This is a genomic window from Micromonospora coriariae, from assembly GCF_900091455.1.
GTDB classification, from domain to species: Bacteria; Actinomycetota; Actinomycetes; order Mycobacteriales; family Micromonosporaceae; genus Micromonospora; species Micromonospora coriariae.
The window spans coordinates 5604879-5621100 of sequence record NZ_LT607412.1 but is presented as its reverse complement, the minus strand read 5'-3'; the positions used below and the strand labels follow the sequence as shown (position 1 = coordinate 5621100).

Annotated in this window: 14 protein-coding genes; 8 read left to right on the top strand and 6 right to left on the bottom strand. The window is 70.5% G+C overall.

Going from position 1 to position 16222, the window contains the following annotated elements; all coding sequences use genetic code 11:
- The 8 genes from GA0070607_RS26055 (at position 1) to GA0070607_RS26020 (ending at position 8486) form a co-directional block, all read left to right on the top strand.
- Positions 1-729 carry a TetR family transcriptional regulator gene (locus GA0070607_RS26055; RefSeq protein WP_089020540.1) on the top strand — a complete coding sequence of 243 codons (729 nt, stop codon included), beginning with the start codon at positions 1-3 and terminating at the stop codon, positions 727-729.
- Complete coding sequence (locus GA0070607_RS26050) at positions 726-1025, top strand: DUF4873 domain-containing protein (RefSeq protein ID WP_089020539.1); 300 nt, start codon at positions 726-728, stop codon at positions 1023-1025. The genes GA0070607_RS26055 and GA0070607_RS26050 overlap by 4 nt, the downstream gene beginning before the upstream one ends.
- Positions 1026-2519, top strand: coding sequence for a flavin-containing monooxygenase (locus GA0070607_RS26045; RefSeq protein ID WP_089020538.1), 1494 nt, complete (start codon positions 1026-1028; stop codon positions 2517-2519).
- Entirely contained in the window at positions 2509-3375 is an 867-nt protein-coding gene (locus GA0070607_RS26040; RefSeq protein ID WP_089020537.1) for an SDR family oxidoreductase, read from the top strand. Before GA0070607_RS26045 ends, GA0070607_RS26040 begins: the two co-directional genes overlap by 11 nt.
- A 2-nt stretch (positions 3376-3377) precedes the next feature.
- The gene (locus GA0070607_RS26035) at positions 3378-4220 is read left to right on the top strand and encodes an alpha/beta fold hydrolase (protein WP_089020536.1); all 843 of its coding nucleotides are present in this window, start codon (positions 3378-3380) and stop codon (positions 4218-4220) included.
- 40 nt (positions 4221-4260) lie between these two features.
- Entirely contained in the window at positions 4261-4878 is a 618-nt protein-coding gene (locus GA0070607_RS26030; RefSeq protein ID WP_089020535.1) for an acyl-CoA-like ligand-binding transcription factor, read from the top strand.
- A 70-nt stretch (positions 4879-4948) separates the two neighbouring features.
- Complete coding sequence (locus tag GA0070607_RS26025) at positions 4949-6517, top strand: MDR family MFS transporter (RefSeq protein WP_089020534.1); 1569 nt, start codon at positions 4949-4951, stop codon at positions 6515-6517.
- Between the two features lie 412 nt (positions 6518-6929).
- Positions 6930-8486: an OFA family MFS transporter gene (locus tag GA0070607_RS26020; protein ID WP_089020533.1), complete on the top strand. Its 1557-nt coding sequence runs from the start codon at positions 6930-6932 to the stop codon at positions 8484-8486.
- 107 nt (positions 8487-8593) lie between these two features.
- Here the strand turns inward: GA0070607_RS26020 and nrfD are convergent, their stop codons facing one another.
- The 6 genes from nrfD to GA0070607_RS25985 all read right to left on the bottom strand — a co-directional run bounded on the left by nrfD (position 8594) and on the right by GA0070607_RS25985 (position 16182).
- The gene (gene nrfD / locus GA0070607_RS26015) at positions 8594-9589 is read right to left on the bottom strand and encodes an NrfD/PsrC family molybdoenzyme membrane anchor subunit (RefSeq protein ID WP_089020532.1); all 996 of its coding nucleotides are present in this window, start codon (positions 9587-9589) and stop codon (positions 8594-8596) included.
- Complete coding sequence (locus GA0070607_RS26010) at positions 9586-10629, bottom strand: 4Fe-4S dicluster domain-containing protein (protein ID WP_089020531.1); 1044 nt, start codon at positions 10627-10629, stop codon at positions 9586-9588. Before GA0070607_RS26010 ends, nrfD begins: the two co-directional genes overlap by 4 nt.
- A gap of 2 nt (positions 10630-10631) precedes the next feature.
- Positions 10632-13907: a formate dehydrogenase gene (gene fdh / locus GA0070607_RS26005; protein WP_269458400.1), complete on the bottom strand. Its 3276-nt coding sequence runs from the start codon at positions 13905-13907 to the stop codon at positions 10632-10634.
- 85 nt (positions 13908-13992) lie between these two features.
- Positions 13993-14130 (bottom strand): hypothetical protein, encoded by a 138-nt coding sequence (locus tag GA0070607_RS25995; RefSeq protein ID WP_197701170.1) that lies wholly within the window; start codon positions 14128-14130, stop codon positions 13993-13995.
- 56 nt (positions 14131-14186) lie between these two features.
- Complete coding sequence (locus GA0070607_RS25990) at positions 14187-14747, bottom strand: hypothetical protein (protein WP_172899109.1); 561 nt, start codon at positions 14745-14747, stop codon at positions 14187-14189.
- Between the two features lie 361 nt (positions 14748-15108).
- Positions 15109-16182 carry an XdhC family protein gene (locus GA0070607_RS25985; RefSeq protein ID WP_089020527.1) on the bottom strand — a complete coding sequence of 358 codons (1074 nt, stop codon included), beginning with the start codon at positions 16180-16182 and terminating at the stop codon, positions 15109-15111.
- Between the last annotated feature and the right edge of the window lie 40 nt (positions 16183-16222).

The window sequence follows — 16222 nt, the reverse complement described above, 5'->3', positions numbered from 1 at the left end:
ATGCAATCGCCGCTCAAAGATGTCAATGGATCCAATCCGGCAGCGCCGGCCGCACAGGAGGGCCGGAAGGCGAAGGGCAACGGCCGCCGGGACCGTTGGGCGGACCATCGTGAGCAACGACGGCGGGAACTGATCGGGGCCGCCGTCCAGGCGTTGCTGCGGTACGGGCCGGAGGTCGACATGGACCAGGTGGCCGCGACCGCCGGCGTCAGCAAGCCGGTCCTCTACCGCTACTTCGCCGACAAGTCGCAGCTCTGGGTCGCGGTGAGCGAGGTGGTGGCGGCCCGGATCATCGACACCGTGGCGCCCGCGGTGGAGCAGGTCCGTGAGGAACGCGGCCTGGTGCAGGCGACGATCGACGCGTACCTCGGGGTGATCGAGGCACAGCCCACGCTCTACCGGTTCCTGATGCACCAGTCCGGGCACCCCGGCATCCATCAGGTGGTCGCCGGGACCAGCCAGCAGGTCGCCGCCGGGTTGGCCCGCGTGATCGGCGACCGGCTGCGCGCGCTGGGTCTGGACGCCGGTCCCGCCGAGCCATGGGCGTACGGCCTGGTGGGCTTCGTGCAGGCGGTCGGCGACTGGTGGACCACGCACGGCCAGCCGATCAGCCGGGCGGCCCTCACGGACTACCTGACCGCTCTGCTGTGGAACGGGATCGAGGGCGTACGCGCCAGCGCCGACCTGCCCCGCGAGCTCACCCGCGCCCACGAACGGATCACGCCGTGAGTTACCACGGCCCGGCGGGCATCGGGGGCACCACGGTGCGGGTGCACCTCAGCGGGAGGTGGGAGCCGGTCGACGGCCGCTACCACTGGGGTGGACGGATCGAGCCCGACCCGCAGGTGGCGCAGCTGCTGCGCTCGGGCCGGCGAGACGTCGAGCTGCGGATCGCCGACCGGGTCCGGCCCGCCCGGCTGGCCGAGGTCGACCCGTGGGGCGGCGTACGGATCACCGGCGTGGGCGAACCGCCCTGGCCGCCGTCAGCCGAACCGGGTGCCACATCCGAGCTTCTGGAGGAATGAGTGGAGACAGACGTTGCGATTGTCGGCGCCGGCTTCGGCGGCCTGGGCGCCGCCATCCGGTTGCAGCGGGCCGGCTTCACCGACTTTGTCGTGTTCGACCGGGGTGACGACGTCGGTGGCACCTGGCGTGACAACAGTTACCCCGGCTGCGCCTGCGACGTGCCGTCGCACCTCTACTCCTTCTCCTTCGCCCCCAATCCCCGCTGGTCGAACACCTTCTCCAGTCAGCGGGAGATCTGGGACTACCTGCGTAGCTGCGTGGATCGCTTCGGGATACGGCCGAAGCTGCGGTTGCGCCACGAGGTGCAGGAGGCGAGCTGGGACGACAAGCGCCAACGCTGGCTGCTGCGCACCTCCGGTGGCGACCACACCGCACGGGTGCTGATCTGCGCGGCCGGCCCGCTCAGCGACCCCGCCATCCCGGACCTGCCCGGCATGGACCACTTCGCCGGCACCGTCTTCCACTCCGCCCGCTGGCGGCACGACCACGACCTGACCGGCCGTCACGTCGCGGTCATCGGCACCGGCGCGTCCGCGATCCAGTTCGTGCCGCGGATCCAGCCGACGGTCGGGGCGTTGACGCTGTTCCAGCGCACCCCCGCGTGGATCATGCCAAGGCTGTCGCGCCGGATCAGCCGGCTCGAGCAGGCCGTGTTCCGCACCGTGCCCGGGGCCCAGCGGGCCGTCCGGGCCGCCCTCTACCTGGTACGCGACACGATGGGTCTGGGCTTCCTGCACCCGGCGGTCAACCGCCTCGCCTCCCGGTTGTCGCTGCGTATGCTGCGGCGCCAGGTCAACGATCCACACCTGCGGGACAAGCTCACCCCCCGCTACACGATGGGCTGCAAGCGGGTCCTGATCTCCAACGACTACTGGCCCGCGCTCACCCGGCCGAACGTCGAAGTGGTCACCGCCGGCATCGAACGGATCGTGCCCGACGGCCTGGTCACCACCGACGGGGCACACCACCGGGCGGACACCATCATCCTCGGCACCGGCTTCCACGTCACCGACTCCCCCATCGTGGCGCGCATCCGCGGCCGTGGTGGGCGCAGCCTGGGCGAGGCCTGGACCCCCAGCATGCACGCGTACCGGGGCACCGCCATCGCCGGCTTTCCCAACCTGTTCTTCCTGCTCGGCCCGAACACCGGTCTCGGGCACACCTCCGTGGTGCTGATGATCGAGGCGCAGCTGCGCCTGGTGCTCGCGGCCCTGCGGCACATGCGTGCCAACGGCATCCAGGCCGTCGAGCCCACCGGCGACGCCCAACGGCGCTGGACCGAGCGGGTCGGGCAGAAGATGAGCGGCACCGTCTGGCAGACCGGGTGTTCGAGCTGGTACCTCGACACCACCGGCCGCAACACCACCATCTGGCCCGGCTTGGTCACCGGCTTCCGGATGCGGCTGCGCCGGTTCCGTCCGGCCGACTACCGGATCGTCACGGCCGGCAACACCCCCAACGAACCGGAACGGGAGCACGCCGATGCGGTATGACCTGGCGGGCAAGACCCTGCTCATCACCGGCGCGGCACGCGGCATCGGGGCGCAACTGGCCCGCGCGGCCGTCGCCCGCGGCGCCCGGGTCGCCGTCGTGGGTCTGGAAGGCGAGCTGCTCAGGCAGCTCTGCGCCGACCTGGACGCGCACTGGTACGAGTGCGACGTCACCGACCAGGCGGCGCTGGACGCCGCCATGACATCCACTGTGGATCGGTTCGGCGGCATCGACGTGGTCGTGGCGAACGCGGGCATCGCGAACCTCGGCACGGTCGCCGTGGGACCGGTCGACGCGTTGGTCCGTACCGTCGAGGTGAACCTCTGCGGCGCGATCCGCACGGTCAGCGCGGCGTTGCCCCACGTCACCGCCGCCCGCGGCCACGTCCTGATCGTCTCGTCGGCCGCCGCCTTCACGGCGATGCCCGGCATGGCCGCCTACTGCGCGTCGAAGGCGGGCGTGGAGCAGTTCGCCAACGTGCTACGCCTGGAGGCCCGTCAGCACGGCGTCACAGTCGGCACCGCGCATCCCATCTGGATCGACACTGACCTGGTCCGCGACATCCGCGACGACCTGGCGTCGTTCCGCACCGCGCTGCGCCGGCTGCCGTGGCCGCTGTCCACCGTCGTACCCGTCGAGCAGTGCGTCGGCGCGCTGCTGCGGGGCATCGAGCGCCGCAAGCGCAAGGTCTACGTGCCACGTTCGCTGGCCGTGGTGCAGGCGCTGCGGCCGGTGGTGCTCAGCGGGCTCTCGGACGCGTTGATCACCCGGTTCGGCGGGGACAGCATGGTCACGCAGATGGAGGACGAGGTACGCCGGCTCGGGCGTTCCTTCGGCAGGACCTCGGTGGAAGGGTAGTCATGACCGTTCACTTTCGTCGCGCGGGCAGCGGTGAGCCGCTCGTGCTCATCCACGGCATCGGTCACCGCCACCAGGCCTGGGAGCCGGTGTTCGACCGGCTCACCGCCCACCACGAGGTGATAGCGCTCGACCTGCCCGGCTTCGGGAACTCCCCGGTGCCCGACGCGGGCATGCCCGCCGACATGGCCGCCACCGTCGCCGGGATACTGCCGATCCTGACCGGGTGGGGGCTGGAGCGCCCGCACGTGGCCGGCTACAGCCTCGGTGGGGCGATCAGCCTGGAACTCGCCGCGACCGGGGCGGTCGCCTCGGCCACCGCCTTCTCCCCCGCCGGGTTCTTCACCGCCGCTGAGCGCCGGCGGGCACTGGCCATCCTCACGATGTTGCGGGCCAACTCGTACCTGCCCACCCCGATCATGCGGGTCGCGTTGCGCTCGGCGTACCTGCGGGCGATGTGCTTCGCGCCGTTGGTCGCCCGCCCCAGGCTGCTGGACGCCGACCGCGCGCTGGGCGACGCGCTCGCCCTACGGCGGGGGCTCGGCTTCACCGCCGTGGCCCGGGCCGCCCGCGACTACCGCTTCGACGGTCTCCGGCTGGCCGACACGACGGTGCCGGTGACCATCGGCTGGGGTGACTGCGACCGCATCTTCGGCGTCCACCAGGCCGAGCGTGCCCGGGCCGGCCTGCCGGCGGCCCGGGTGGTGACGATGCCCGGCTGCGGGCACGTGCCGATGAGCGACGACCCGGATCTGGTCGCCGCGCTCATCCTGGCGACCACCGGGGCGGTGCCACACACCAAGGGACCGGATCGGGCGGGTCAGGAACATCACTTCACAGAATAAAAACTTGCACGGTACGCAACTTGCCTCCTAGCCTCGCCGGGTGACCGACACCGACCAGGCTGCCTCCGGGCGTCGCGACCGCAAGAAGCGGCAGACGCGGGCCGCGCTGACCGCCGCCGCGCTGCGCCTGGTCGCCGAACGGGGCCTGGAACACGTGACTGTGGAGGAGATCAGCGAAGCTGCGGACGTCTCCTCGCGCACCTTCTTCAACTACTTCACCTGCAAGGACGAGGCGCTCACCGACGACCCGGCGCTCGACGGCACGCCGGTGGTGGCCCGACTGGCCGCCGCCCCGCCACAGGTGCCCGCGTTGCGGGCCGTCCGACTCGCCCTCGACGAGGCGATCGACACGATGCAGGCCGACCGGGAGTTGTGGCGGCTACGGCTGGCCGTCATCGCCCAGAATCCCGCGCTGCTGCCCCGGCTGATGACCGGGAACACCGAGACCGAGCGGGCCATGATCACCGCCCTGGCCGCCCGCCTCGGCGTCGACCCCGACCACGGCCACCCGGCGCTGGTCACCGCTGTGGCCGGTGCCACCTTCCGCGCCGCGATGCTGCGCTGGGCCGCCGACGACAGCCGGCCCCTGCGCGACTTCGTCGACGAGGCGTTCGCCACCGTCGCCGCCGGCCTGCCGGATCCACCACACCCGTCCTGAGCATCAGTCCCCCGGTGCCACCCGGTCCCGGGGGTAGCCACTCGAACAAGACCCCGACAAGGGAGCGTCAATGACCACCACCGCCCCGCCCGCTGACGTGGCCGCCGTCGGCACGCGCATGTCGCGTCGGGAGGTTCTGCAGGCCCTCTCCGGCCTGATGGTCGGCATGTTCGTGTCCATCCTCGCCTCCACGGTGGTGGCGAACGCGCTGCCGCGTATCATCGCCGACCTGAACGGCAGCCAGACCGTCTACACCTGGATCGTCACCAGCGAACTGCTCGCCATGACGGCGACTGTGCCGTTGTGGGGCAAGATGGCGGACCTCTACAGCAAGAAGCTGCTGATCCAACTGTCGCTGGGGTTGTTCGTGGTGGGTTCGCTGATCGCGGGCTTCACGCCGAACGTCGAGGTCCTGCTGATCAGCCGGGTGGTGCAGGGCATCGGCGCCGGCGGCATGACCGCGCTGGCCACGATCGTCATGGCGGCGATGATCCCGCCGCGTGAGCTGGGCCGCTACGCCGGCATCTTCGGCGCGGTCTTCGGTGTCGGCACCATCGCCGGTCCGCTCATCGGCGGCCTGCTCGTCGACACGTCGTGGCTGGGCTGGCGGTGGTGCTTCCTGATCGGGGTCCCGTTCACCATCCTGTCCATCGTCCTGCTGCAGCGCACCCTGCACCTGCCGGTCGTCCGCCGCAAGTTCAAGATCGACTGGCTGGGCGCCGTGCTCATCACCGCTGGCGTCTGCACGCTGCTGATCTGGTCGTCCCTCGCCGGGAACAAGTTCGCCTGGGCATCGGGCTGGACGGCCGCCATGGTCCTGGGCGGTCTGGTCCTGCTGGCGCTGGCTGTTCTCGTCGAGGCGCGGGCGGCGGAGCCGATCGTTCCGCTGGACATCTTCCGCAACCGCACGGTCTCGCTGGCCACTGCCGCCAGCGTGCTGGTCGGTGTCGCGATGTTCGGTGGCACCGTCTTCCTGTCCCAGTACTTCCAGATCTCGCTGGGCAAGTCACCGACCGTCGCGGGCCTGATGAGCCTTCCGATGATCTTCGGTCTGCTCGTCTCGTCGACGGTGGCCGGCCAGCTCATCACGAAGTTCGGCCGGTGGAAGGCCTACCTGGTGGCCGGCGCCGCCGTGATGACCGTCGGAATGCTGCTCCTGGGCACAATCGACGCCGACACCAGCGTCGTCGTCCTGTCGGTCTACATGGCCGTGCTGGGCATCGGCGTCGGCATGCTCATGCAGAACCTCGTGCTCGCCGCGCAGAACGACGTGCCCGCTCACGAGCTGGGCGCCGCCACCTCCGTGCTGACGTTCTTCCGCAGCATGGGCGGCGCCATCGGGGTCAGTGCCCTGGGCGCGGTCCTGGCGAACCGGGTGACCTCGTTGACGACCGAGCGACTCGGCCCGGCCGCGGCCGGCGGCGGCTCCGCCGAGGTGCCCGACCTGTCCACCCTGCCCGAGCCGGTGCTGCGCATCGTGCAGGACGTCTACGGCACCGCCACCGCCGACCTGTTCCTGGTCGGCGCGCCGATCGCGCTGATCGTCGTGCTGTTCATCAAGGAGAAGCCCCTGCACACCCTCAGCGGGGACGAACGACGCGCCCAGGAGGAGGCGGCCGCAAACGCCGCGATGCACTGAGCCGTACGACATCGGGGGCGGGCCGCTCGGCCCGCCCCCGCTCTGCGCCCACACCACCGCGACCAGCCGAAGGGCGCGGGCTGACCACTGGCTCCGCTGCTGGCGTGCCGAGCCCATCGGCCGCGTCGCCGGCCGTCCGTGCCGTGGCCCGCGTTTTTCGGTAACCACAAGTTGCGAAGCGGTTGCCACGTAACGTGAAGTGCAGCCGGTCAACGGCTGACGCCAGACGTGCGCCGGGCCGCCACCGTGGCGGAGCCGCTCGGCCAACTGCCGTGAGTCCGGCGAGATTCCCGACCCGGCGGTGATCCGGGTACGCGCGGATTCTGCCCAGTAGGCAGTGCGACGGCGCGAGGCTCCGAGGAGCTGCCGCCGCCCCCGGCCTACTCAGCCGCAGGAGGTACGGACGATGCCCATGCTGTCGGTATTCGATCCTCGGCACACGGTCGCTCCCCCGGGATACAGCCGCTGGCTCATCCCGACCGCCGCCCTGGCCGTGCACGTCTGCATCGGTCAGGTCTACGCGACGAGCGTCTACAAGAACTCCCTCATCGCGCACTTCGACACCAGCCAGACGGCGATCGGGGCGATCTTCAGCATCGCCATCGTCATGCTGGGTTCGTCCGCCGCCGTGGGTGGCAGGTGGGTGGAGCGCAACGGACCGCGCCGGGCGATGTTCGTCTCCGCCTGCTTCTGGGCCGCCGGGTTCCTGGTCGGCGCGCTCGGCATCGCGACCCAGCAGCTGTGGCTCCTGTACCTCGGGTACGGCGTCATCGGCGGCATCGGGCTCGGCATCGGCTACATCTCGCCGGTCTCCACGCTGATCAAGTGGTTCCCGGACCGGCCCGGCCTCGCGACCGGGCTGGCCATCATGGGTTTCGGCGGCGGCGCCCTGGTCGCCGGCCCGCTCGCGCGCCAGCTGCTCTCCCTGTACGACCCTGGCTACAACCCCGCCGACCCGGCCGCGGTGGCGTCGGGCCATGCCCTGGTGGCGCTCTTCGTCACGTTCGCCATCGGATACTTCGTGATCATGATGTTCGGGCCGTTCAATGTGCGCGTCCCCGCGCCGGACTGGCGACCCGCCGGGTTCGACCCCGCGCGCGTCGCCAGCAAGCCGCTGGTGACACGGGCGAGCGTGTCCGCGTCGAACGCCGTGCGTACCCGTACGTTCTGGTTGCTGTGGGTCGTGCTGTTCTGCAACGTCACAGCGGGCATCGGCATCCTGGAACAGGCCAGCCCGATGATCCAGGACTTCTTCCGGGACAACGGAGTCAGCGCCGTCTCGGTGTCGGCGGCGGCCGGTTTCGTGGGAGTGCTGTCGCTGTTCAACATGGCCGGGCGGTTCGTCTGGTCGACGACGTCCGACGTCATCGGCCGCAAGCCCATCTACATGGTCTACCTCGGCGTGGGCATGGTGCTCTACGCGCTGCTCGCCGTCGCCGGCCACGCCGCCACGGCGGTCTTCGTGCTGATCGCCGCCGCGATCATCTCCTTCTACGGCGGCGGCTTCTCCACCGCCCCCGCGTACCTGCGGGACCTGTTCGGCACCTTCCAGGTCGGCGCCATCCACGGCCGGCTCCTGACCGCCTGGTCGGCGGCGGGCGTCGCCGGGCCGTTGATCGTCAACGGGATCCTCGACACGCAGGGCAAGCCCGGCACGCTCACCGCGTCGTCGTACCGGCCCGCGCTGTTCACCATGGTCGGCGTCCTCGCCATCGGCTTCATCGCCAACCTGCTGGTCCGTGCCGTGCCGGACCGGTTCCACGAGCCCGACCGGGGGCCGACCTCGCCGGTGGCGCGCGCCACCGTCACCGAGCCGGTCGCCCTCGGTCCGGAGAGCCAACCCTCGGTGCCGAAGCAGGTCGGCAACCAGACCGGTCGACTCTGGCTGTCGTGGCTGCTCGTCACGGCGCTGCTCGGGTACGGCATCGTCCAGACCGCCATCACCGCCGCGAAGCTGTTCACCGGCTGATGTCATCCGCGCCCGGGGCGGTCGAGCGGTGGCCTGGTGGCAAGCCGTCAACGCGCCCCGGTCTCGGTCTGGCCACCGATCGATGGGCCGACCCAGCGAGCGCCAACCTAACGGCCGGCCGTCGCCCCGTCCTGTTCGAGCCGCTCGCGTTGCGGCACGACCGTGTACTTCGGATCGCGCGCGGACGCCCTGCCGGCCTCGAAGACGCCGAACCGGGTGGCGACGGACGATGCCACGAGGGCGGCGCCGGAGACCGCTGACAGGATCCGGCTGCGCCGGCTGACCAGTGCGGCGGCGGTGCCCACGGCGAGCAGCGCGCGGCCCGCCCGGACCAGCCGGCCGCTGCGTCCGTGCGCGTAGGGCTCGCCGGTCAGGCCCAGCCGCTCCATCCGGCGACCGCCGACAAGTTCGATGGTCGCGGCGGCCAGGGCGAGCCGCCGCAGCGGGGCGGTCTCCGCGGCCGGCGCCGCGATCAGGCCGACGCCGGACGCGGCGGCGAGCGCGCTGCCCCCGAAGACGAACGGCAACGACGGGTACGCGTCGTGCCAGGCCGGCACGGCGGTGTCGGCGAGCAGCACCCCGGTGTACGTGGCCAGTGCCGGCGCGGTGGCCGCGGCTGCCAGGCCGGCGACGTCGCCGATGGGCGGCGCCAACCGGCGGGCGAGGCCGAGCGCACCGTGCTGCGGAAGCAGCGGCGCCAGTTCGGCGACCGCGGCCGCGCCGGCCAGCGGCCCGAACGCGGCGAGGATCCAGGTGCCGACCGACATCGGCGACGTCAGCTTGGCCACCCGGAGCATGTGGTGGAACCGGTCCGGCCGCCCGAGGTCGTGAACCAGCAGGTACGTGCTGGCGGCGACGCCGCCGAGGGCAGCCCAGCGGCTCACCGTGCGCAGCCCGGGGCGCCCGGTCAGTTGGGCGCCGGCGCCGATCAGCGCACTCCCGGCCGCGAGGCCGCCGGTGAACAGGTAGCCGGCGATGTCGTACTTCCACACCGGCGGCTTGAGGACCGGCCGGCCGTAGTAGGAGCTGAAGTCGGCCGGCGGCACGGTGAGCTGCTCGCCGCCGTGGCCACGCCCTCGACCGGGCGGCATCGCGTCCGTCATGGCCGCCCGCCCAGGAACGCGACAGTCGTGGCGGCGGCCATGGCCAGCGCGGCCAGACCGGCGCGTTTCCACATGGCGGGCAGGTCGCGGGTGGTCACGATCGGGTCCGGCGGCAGCCCGTACACCTCCGGCTCGTCCAGCAGCAGGAAGAACGCTCCGTCACCACCGACCCCGTCGTTCGGGTCGTGTCCGTACAACCGCGCCTCGGGCACCCCCCGCTCGTGCAACTTCGCCACCCGCGCGGCGGCCCGCTCCCGCAACTCGTCCAACTCCCCGTACTGGATCGACTCCGTCGGACACGCCTGCGCACACGCCGGCGTCATCCCCACCCCGAGCCGGTCATAACACAACGTGCACTTCCACGCCCGACCATCATCCTTACGCTGATCGATCACCCCATACGGGCACGCCGAAATGCAGTACCCACACCCGTTACAGATGTCCTCCTGCACCACCACCGTGCCGAACTCCGTACGGAACAACGAACCCGTCGGACACACATCCAGACACGCCGCATGCGTGCAGTGCTTACACACGTCCGACATCATCAACCAACGAAAATCCGTACGCTCCTCCACACCCGTGCCCCGACCCGGCGGCTGCGCACCCGGCATCCCGAGGAACTCCGGCCCCGCGGCCATCCGAGCCGCCGCCGGCGGCGAGCCGGGCGGCAGACCGGGGTACGTCCCGGTGTCGGTGCTGGTGTGCGCCCCGACCGCTGCCGTCTCCGGGCTGACCGGCGGACCGTCCGGAGTGTCGCGGAACGCCGGCGTCGCCCAACCGGCCGGGCTCGACTGCTCGACGAACGCGACGTGCCGCCACGAGTTCGCGGTCAAGGCGCCGGTGTTGTCGTACGACATGCCCAGCAGGTCGAGCCCGCTCTCCGGGACGAGGTTCCATTCCTTGCAGGCCACCTCGCAGGCCTTGCAGCCGATGCAGACGCTGGTGTCGGTGAAGAACCCCATCCGCGGCGGTGCATCGACGTAGCCGGCGTCGGGCGCCGGGTCGAGGGGGCCGTACAGGCTGTTGACATGGGGCATGGTCAGACCTCCGGGTCGCGGCCGCTGTCGGCGGCGTCGGTCGTGACCTGCGGTGGATAGTGCGGGCCGAGATCCCCGGACCGTCGCCGGTAGTCGACGAGGAGGTCCAACAGATCCTTGCCTCTCGGACGCCGACCGGGCCGGACGTCGCAGGTGCCGACCTTGCTCTCCTGAATCAGGACGTTGGGGTCGAGGCTGATCCCGAACAGGTCGTTCGCCGACTCGCCGGTCACCAGGCCCTCGAAGCCGAAGTGGTACGGCAGCCAGAGCTGGTGGATGATCCGGCCGTCCACCCGCAGCGGCGTCAGCCGGTCGGTCACCAGTACCTTGGCCTCGATGGCCGCGCGGGCGGTGACCAGGTGGGCCCAGCCCAGATTCGTCAGTCCGACCTCGGCGGCCAACTCCGGGGACACCTCGACGAACATCTCCGGTTGCAGCTCGGCCAGCGGACGGACCATGCGGCTCATCGCACCCGCGGTGTGGTGCTCGGTGAGCCGGCTGACCGTGAACACGTACGGAAAGACCTGACTGTGCTTCTCGGGCGGGCTCGGGTTGAGCGTGTTGATCGGGTGCGTGTAGACCTTGCGGGTCGGGTTGGCCTGCTGCCGGTAGAGCGGGTTGCGCACCGGCGACTCGACCGGCTCGTAGTGCGTGGGCATCGGCCCGTCGAGCACTCCGGTGGGCGCGTACAGCCAGCCCTTGCCGTCGCCCTGAAGGACGAACGGGTCGTCGCCGGCGAGCCCCGCCACGCCCGAGGAGTCGGCGGGCGGCCGATACGACGGGGACTTCTTCTTCTCGAAGTCCGGCACGTCGTAGCCGGTCCATTCGGCCTTGTCCGGGTCCCACCAGACGTACTTCTTGCGCTCGCTCCACGGATTGCCGTCCGGGTCGGCCGACGCGCGGTTGTAGAGGATGCGCCGGTTCGCCGGCCACGCCCAACCCCACTCCGCGGCCACCCAGTCCTGCTCATGCCGCGACTTGCGCCGCGCCGCCTGGTTCACGCCGTCCGCGTACACACCGGTGTAGATCCAGCACCCGCCGGCGGTCGAGCCGTCGTCCTTCATCTCGGTGAACGTCGACAACGGTCGACCGCTGGCCACCTCGTAGCCGTTGATCTCGTACAGCACCGCCTCGGCGCTCGGCTCGGCAGTCGGCCCGTGCGTCGGGTAGTGCCAGTTCAGGTCGAGCAGCGCCCGGTCGCGGGGTCGGGTCGACTTGGCCAGCCGTTCCCGGATGATGCGGCCGAGGTGGTAGAAGAACCACAGCTCGGAGCGGGCGTCGCCTGGTGGTTCGACAGCTTTCTCCCGCCACTGCAGCAACCGCTGGGTCTGGGTGAAGCTGCCCTCCTTCTCCACGTGCGAGGCGGCCGGCAGGAAGAACACTTCGGTACGGCACTGCTCGGGAACGATCTCACCGGTCTCGATCTCCGGCGCGTGCTGCCAGAACGTGGCGCTCTCGATCATGAACAGGTCCCGGACCACCAACCAGTCCAGGTTCGCCATGCCGAGGCGCTGGGCGCGGCCGTGCGCCGAACCCACCGCCGGATTCTGCCCGAGCAGGAAGTACCCCTTGACCTTCCCGTCGATCATGTTCAGCACCTGCTGGTACGTGCCGTGATCGCCGGTCATCCGGGGCATGTAGCCGTAGCAGAAGTCGTTCTCGGCGGTGGCCGCGTCGCCCCAGTACGCCTTGAGGAGGTTCACCCCGTAGATGCGCGCGTCGCCCCAGAAGCCCTTCTGCCCCGGGTGCCGGATGCTGTCCACCCAGTCGTCCAGTGTCGGGTGGTCGGAGTGATGTGGCATCGGCAGGTAACCGGGCAGCAGGTTGAACAGCGTCGGGATGTCCGTCGAGCCCTGGATGCTGGCGTGCCCGCGCAGCGCCATGACTCCACCACCCGGACGGCCGACGTTGCCCAGCAGCAGTTGGATGATCGCGCCCGTGCGGATGTACTGCACGCCCACGCTGTGCTGCGTCCAGCCCACGGAGTAGACGAGCATGCCTGTGCGTTCCCGGCCGGAGTTCTGCGTCCACGCCTGGGCCAGCTCCAGGAACTTCTCCTGCGAGATGCCACAGACCCGCTCCACCATCTCCGGCGTGTAGCGGGCATAGTGCCGCTTGAGGATCTGGTAGACGCAGCGCGGATGCTGCAACGTCTCGTCCCGCTCGGTCTGCCCGTTCACCGGCGCGCCGTGTGACTCGTGCTCCAGCCCGGCAGCGGTTTCCCGCTGTGTCTCTGTGTCCCGGGTCGCGGCGTTCTGCCCGTTCCCCTCGTACCGCCAGCTCTTCTGGTCGTAACTGGCGTTGTCCTCCTTGAAGCCGGAGAAGAGGCCGTGCAGATCCTCGGTGTCGAGGTACTCCTCGGTCACGATGGTGGCGGCGTTGGTGTAGGAGACGACGTACTCGCGGAAGTCGAGTTCGTTCTCCAGGATGTACCGCACCACCCCGCCCAGCAGGGCGATGTCGGTGCCGGCACGGATCGGCAGGTACGAGTCAGCCAGCGCGCTGGTCCGGGTGAACCGGGGATCGACGTGGAAGACCTTCGCGCCCCGACGCTTGGCCGCCATCACCCACTGGAAGCCCACCGGGTGCGCCTCGGCCATGTTCGAACCCTGGATGATGATCACGTCGGAGTTGGCCAGGTCCTGCTGGAACTGGGTGGCGCCGCCGCGACCGAAGCTGGTCCCCAGACCGGGGACGGTGGCGGAGTGTCAAATACGGGCCTGGTTCTCGATCTGGAGAGCCCCCATCGCGGTGAACAACTTCTTGATGAGGTAGTTCTCCTCGTTGTCCAGCGTCGCCCCACCAAGACTGGAGATGCCCAGCGTCCGGTTGAGCGGCCGGCCCTCGCCGTCGACGTCCTCCCACGTCTCGTCCCGGGCGGCCAGCACCCGATCAGCGATCATGTTCATCGCCGTGTCGAGGTCGAGGTCCTCCCACTCGGTGCCGTACGGCCGACGGTAACGAACCGTCGTCTGGCGCAACGGGCTGGTCACCAGGCTCTTGCTGGCCGCGCCCTTGGGACAGAGCCGCCCCTGGGAGATCGGGCTGTCCGGATCGCCTTCGATCTGGGTGACCTGCCCGTCCTTGACGTACACCCGCTGGGCGCAGCCGACGGCGCAGTAGGGGCAGACGGACTTGGCCACCGAATCGGCGGTGTCGGTGCGGGCGGTGAGCGACAGCGACCGGGCGGATTTGGCCGCGGCGCCGCGGCCCAGCGGGTCGGTGCCGGTGAGCTGGCGGTAGAGCGGCCAGCTTTCGACCCAGCGGCGCACCCCCATCACTGCACCTTTCCGACGAAAGCGATAAACGTGAACAGACCGACAATAGATCAGTGGCCGGCCGGCGCGCAGGGGATCGCGCAGCTCACGAACGGATGCCGTCCCCGGCCTGCTCGAGCGGGCCGACGGTGGGTTCGCCGAAGGTCCGGTAGCGGCGCAGCGCCCAGAACAGCCAGCCGATGCTGATGATCGCCAGCACGATGAATCCCAGCAGCCGGCCCACGCTCGGGCTGGCCAGCAGCGCCCACAGCGCCCCGGCGGTGCGACCGCATCCGTCGCTCAGATCGCCTCGTCCACCCTTGCCGCCGCCGAGGCAGCCAGCTCGTGCAATTCCTTCTCCGCTGCTGCGGCTGACGTCCGCGTCCCGGGGGCATACTCGATCAAGGACGTTACGTCTCCCAGCCTGAACAGCACGTTGTACGTCGTGAAAGCGGGCGAAGCCGGACCGTACCTACTGGTGTAGCGCCAGGCAACCGCCTCGTCGCCCGCTTGCGGGGCCGTGGTCGACCGCATCGACAAGGTGAAGATGTAGCCGGGTGCGTCCCCGCCCTCACCCCAGGACCTACACCGCTTGACACTCGCACGGACACGGGAAACCTCGGCCTCGGCCCCCTGCTTCGGATGCACCTTGACAACCTGGAGGATCGCTTTACTGGCCTCGGTACTGCGCATTCGCCACCGGAGAGAGCCCACCAGGCTGGTGCTTCCCGCGTCGTAGAGATCACGTTCCACGCGAGTGCAGCCCGGGTTACTGGTCCTCCTCTCCCGCGGCAGGTCAGCCTGCCCGTTGATCTGCCAGTCACCACCCAGGTCCTGCTGACCTAACAGCAACTCCAGCACCCGCTTGTCCACCATCCCTTCAACGGGCGTCGGCGTTGCCGTCGGGGGTGCCGTCCGGGAAGGCTCTGGGCTCGCCGGTGACGCTGTGGGCGCAGCCGCCGGAAGGCTGGTGTCCGCACTGCACGCCGCCATCGACAGTGCAATGGCGCAACAAGCCGTGATCGTCATCCTTCGGGCCATGCTTATGATCATGCGCGGCCGAGCCACGGTTCGCGACCCCGAAACGATCACCTCCCGTGTGGCTGCCAGGGTGCTCGCGCAGGGGACGTCCCCCTCGACGTCTCCGGGTTGTGCCAGCAGGCGGCCGCACCGGGGACGATTCGCGCCCGGCTCAGCAGGTGATCGGCGGCGCCAGGTTCGATCAGGCGTGGTGGATCGGGGTCACCACTTCGCTGAGCCGGCGACCCGAGCCACCCCAGGCCTGAGCGACGATCTCGGCGGCGATCGCCACGGCGGTCTCCTCCGGCGTACGCGCGCCGAGGTCCAGCCCGATCGGCGAGGAGAGCCGGGCCAGGGCGGCTTCGCTCACGCCCGCCTCACGCAGCCGTCGCAACCGGTCGGAGTGCGTACGGCGGCTGCCCATCGCGCCGATGTAGCGGGCGGGGGTGTGCAGGGCAACCTCGAGCAGCGGCACGTCGAACTTCGGGTCGTGGGTCAGGACGCAGAGCACAGTGCGGTCGTCCACGGTCGTCGACCGCAGGTACGTGTGCGGCCACTGGACGACGAGGTCGTCGACGTCCGGGAAGCGTCTACGGGTGGCGAACACCGGGCGGGCGTCGCAGACCGTGACGTGGTAGCCGAGGAACCCGCCGATCCGGGCCATCGCGGCGGCGAAGTCGATCGCACCGAAAATGATCATCCGGGGTGGGGACACGTACGACTGGACGAACACGGACACCTCGTCGAGCCGTTCCTCCCCCCGCCGGCCGAGGTGGACCGTGCCGGTGGTGCCCAGGGCGAGCATCCCGGCGGCGTGGCGGGCCGCCGCGTCGTCCAGGTCGGACGTGCCGAGGCTGCCCGCGACCCGGTCCGGCCAGACCACCAGCTGTGCGTTCTCGACAGATGCGGTGGCGACCGGCCGCCCTTCCCGGACCGCCGCGAACACCTCGTCGGGCTCGGTCATCGCGACGTCCGGCTGGACCAGGATCTCGATCGTGCCGCCGCAGGTCAGGCCGACGTCGAACGCGTCGCCGTCGCTGACGCCGTAGGTCTGGGTGCGGGCCTGGCCGGTCTCGACCGCCGCCCGGCACAGCTCGTAGACGGCACCCTCGACGCACCCGCCGGAGATGCTGCCCAGGACCTCGCCGCTGGCGGAGACGGCCATGGCCGCGCCGGGCTGTCGGGGCGCCGACTGCCAGGTTCGCACGACGGTCGCGACGGCGAACGGAACGCCCGCGGCACGCCAGCCGGTCACTCCGTCGACGATGTCCCTCATGGCCGCACGATCCGCGAGCGTCGGCGGCACCGTCAACGGC

Excerpts from the sequence above, each read along its gene's own strand:
- GA0070607_RS26055 (WP_089020540.1), top strand. The coding sequence starts at position 1 with ATGCAATCGCCGCTCAAAGATGTCAATGGATCCAATCCGGCAGCGCCG.
- GA0070607_RS26040 (WP_089020537.1), top strand. The coding sequence starts at position 2,509 with ATGCGGTATGACCTGGCGGGCAAGACCCTGCTCATCACCGGCGCGGCA.
- GA0070607_RS26035 (WP_089020536.1), top strand. The coding sequence starts at position 3,378 with ATGACCGTTCACTTTCGTCGCGCGGGCAGCGGTGAGCCGCTCGTGCTC.
- GA0070607_RS26025 (WP_089020534.1), top strand. The coding sequence starts at position 4,949 with ATGACCACCACCGCCCCGCCCGCTGACGTGGCCGCCGTCGGCACGCGC.
- GA0070607_RS26020 (WP_089020533.1), top strand. The coding sequence starts at position 6,930 with ATGCTGTCGGTATTCGATCCTCGGCACACGGTCGCTCCCCCGGGATAC.
- nrfD (WP_089020532.1), bottom strand. The coding sequence starts at position 9,589 with ATGACGGACGCGATGCCGCCCGGTCGAGGGCGTGGCCACGGCGGCGAG.
- GA0070607_RS26010 (WP_089020531.1), bottom strand. The coding sequence starts at position 10,629 with ATGCCCCATGTCAACAGCCTGTACGGCCCCCTCGACCCGGCGCCCGAC.
- GA0070607_RS25985 (WP_089020527.1), bottom strand. The coding sequence starts at position 16,182 with ATGAGGGACATCGTCGACGGAGTGACCGGCTGGCGTGCCGCGGGCGTT.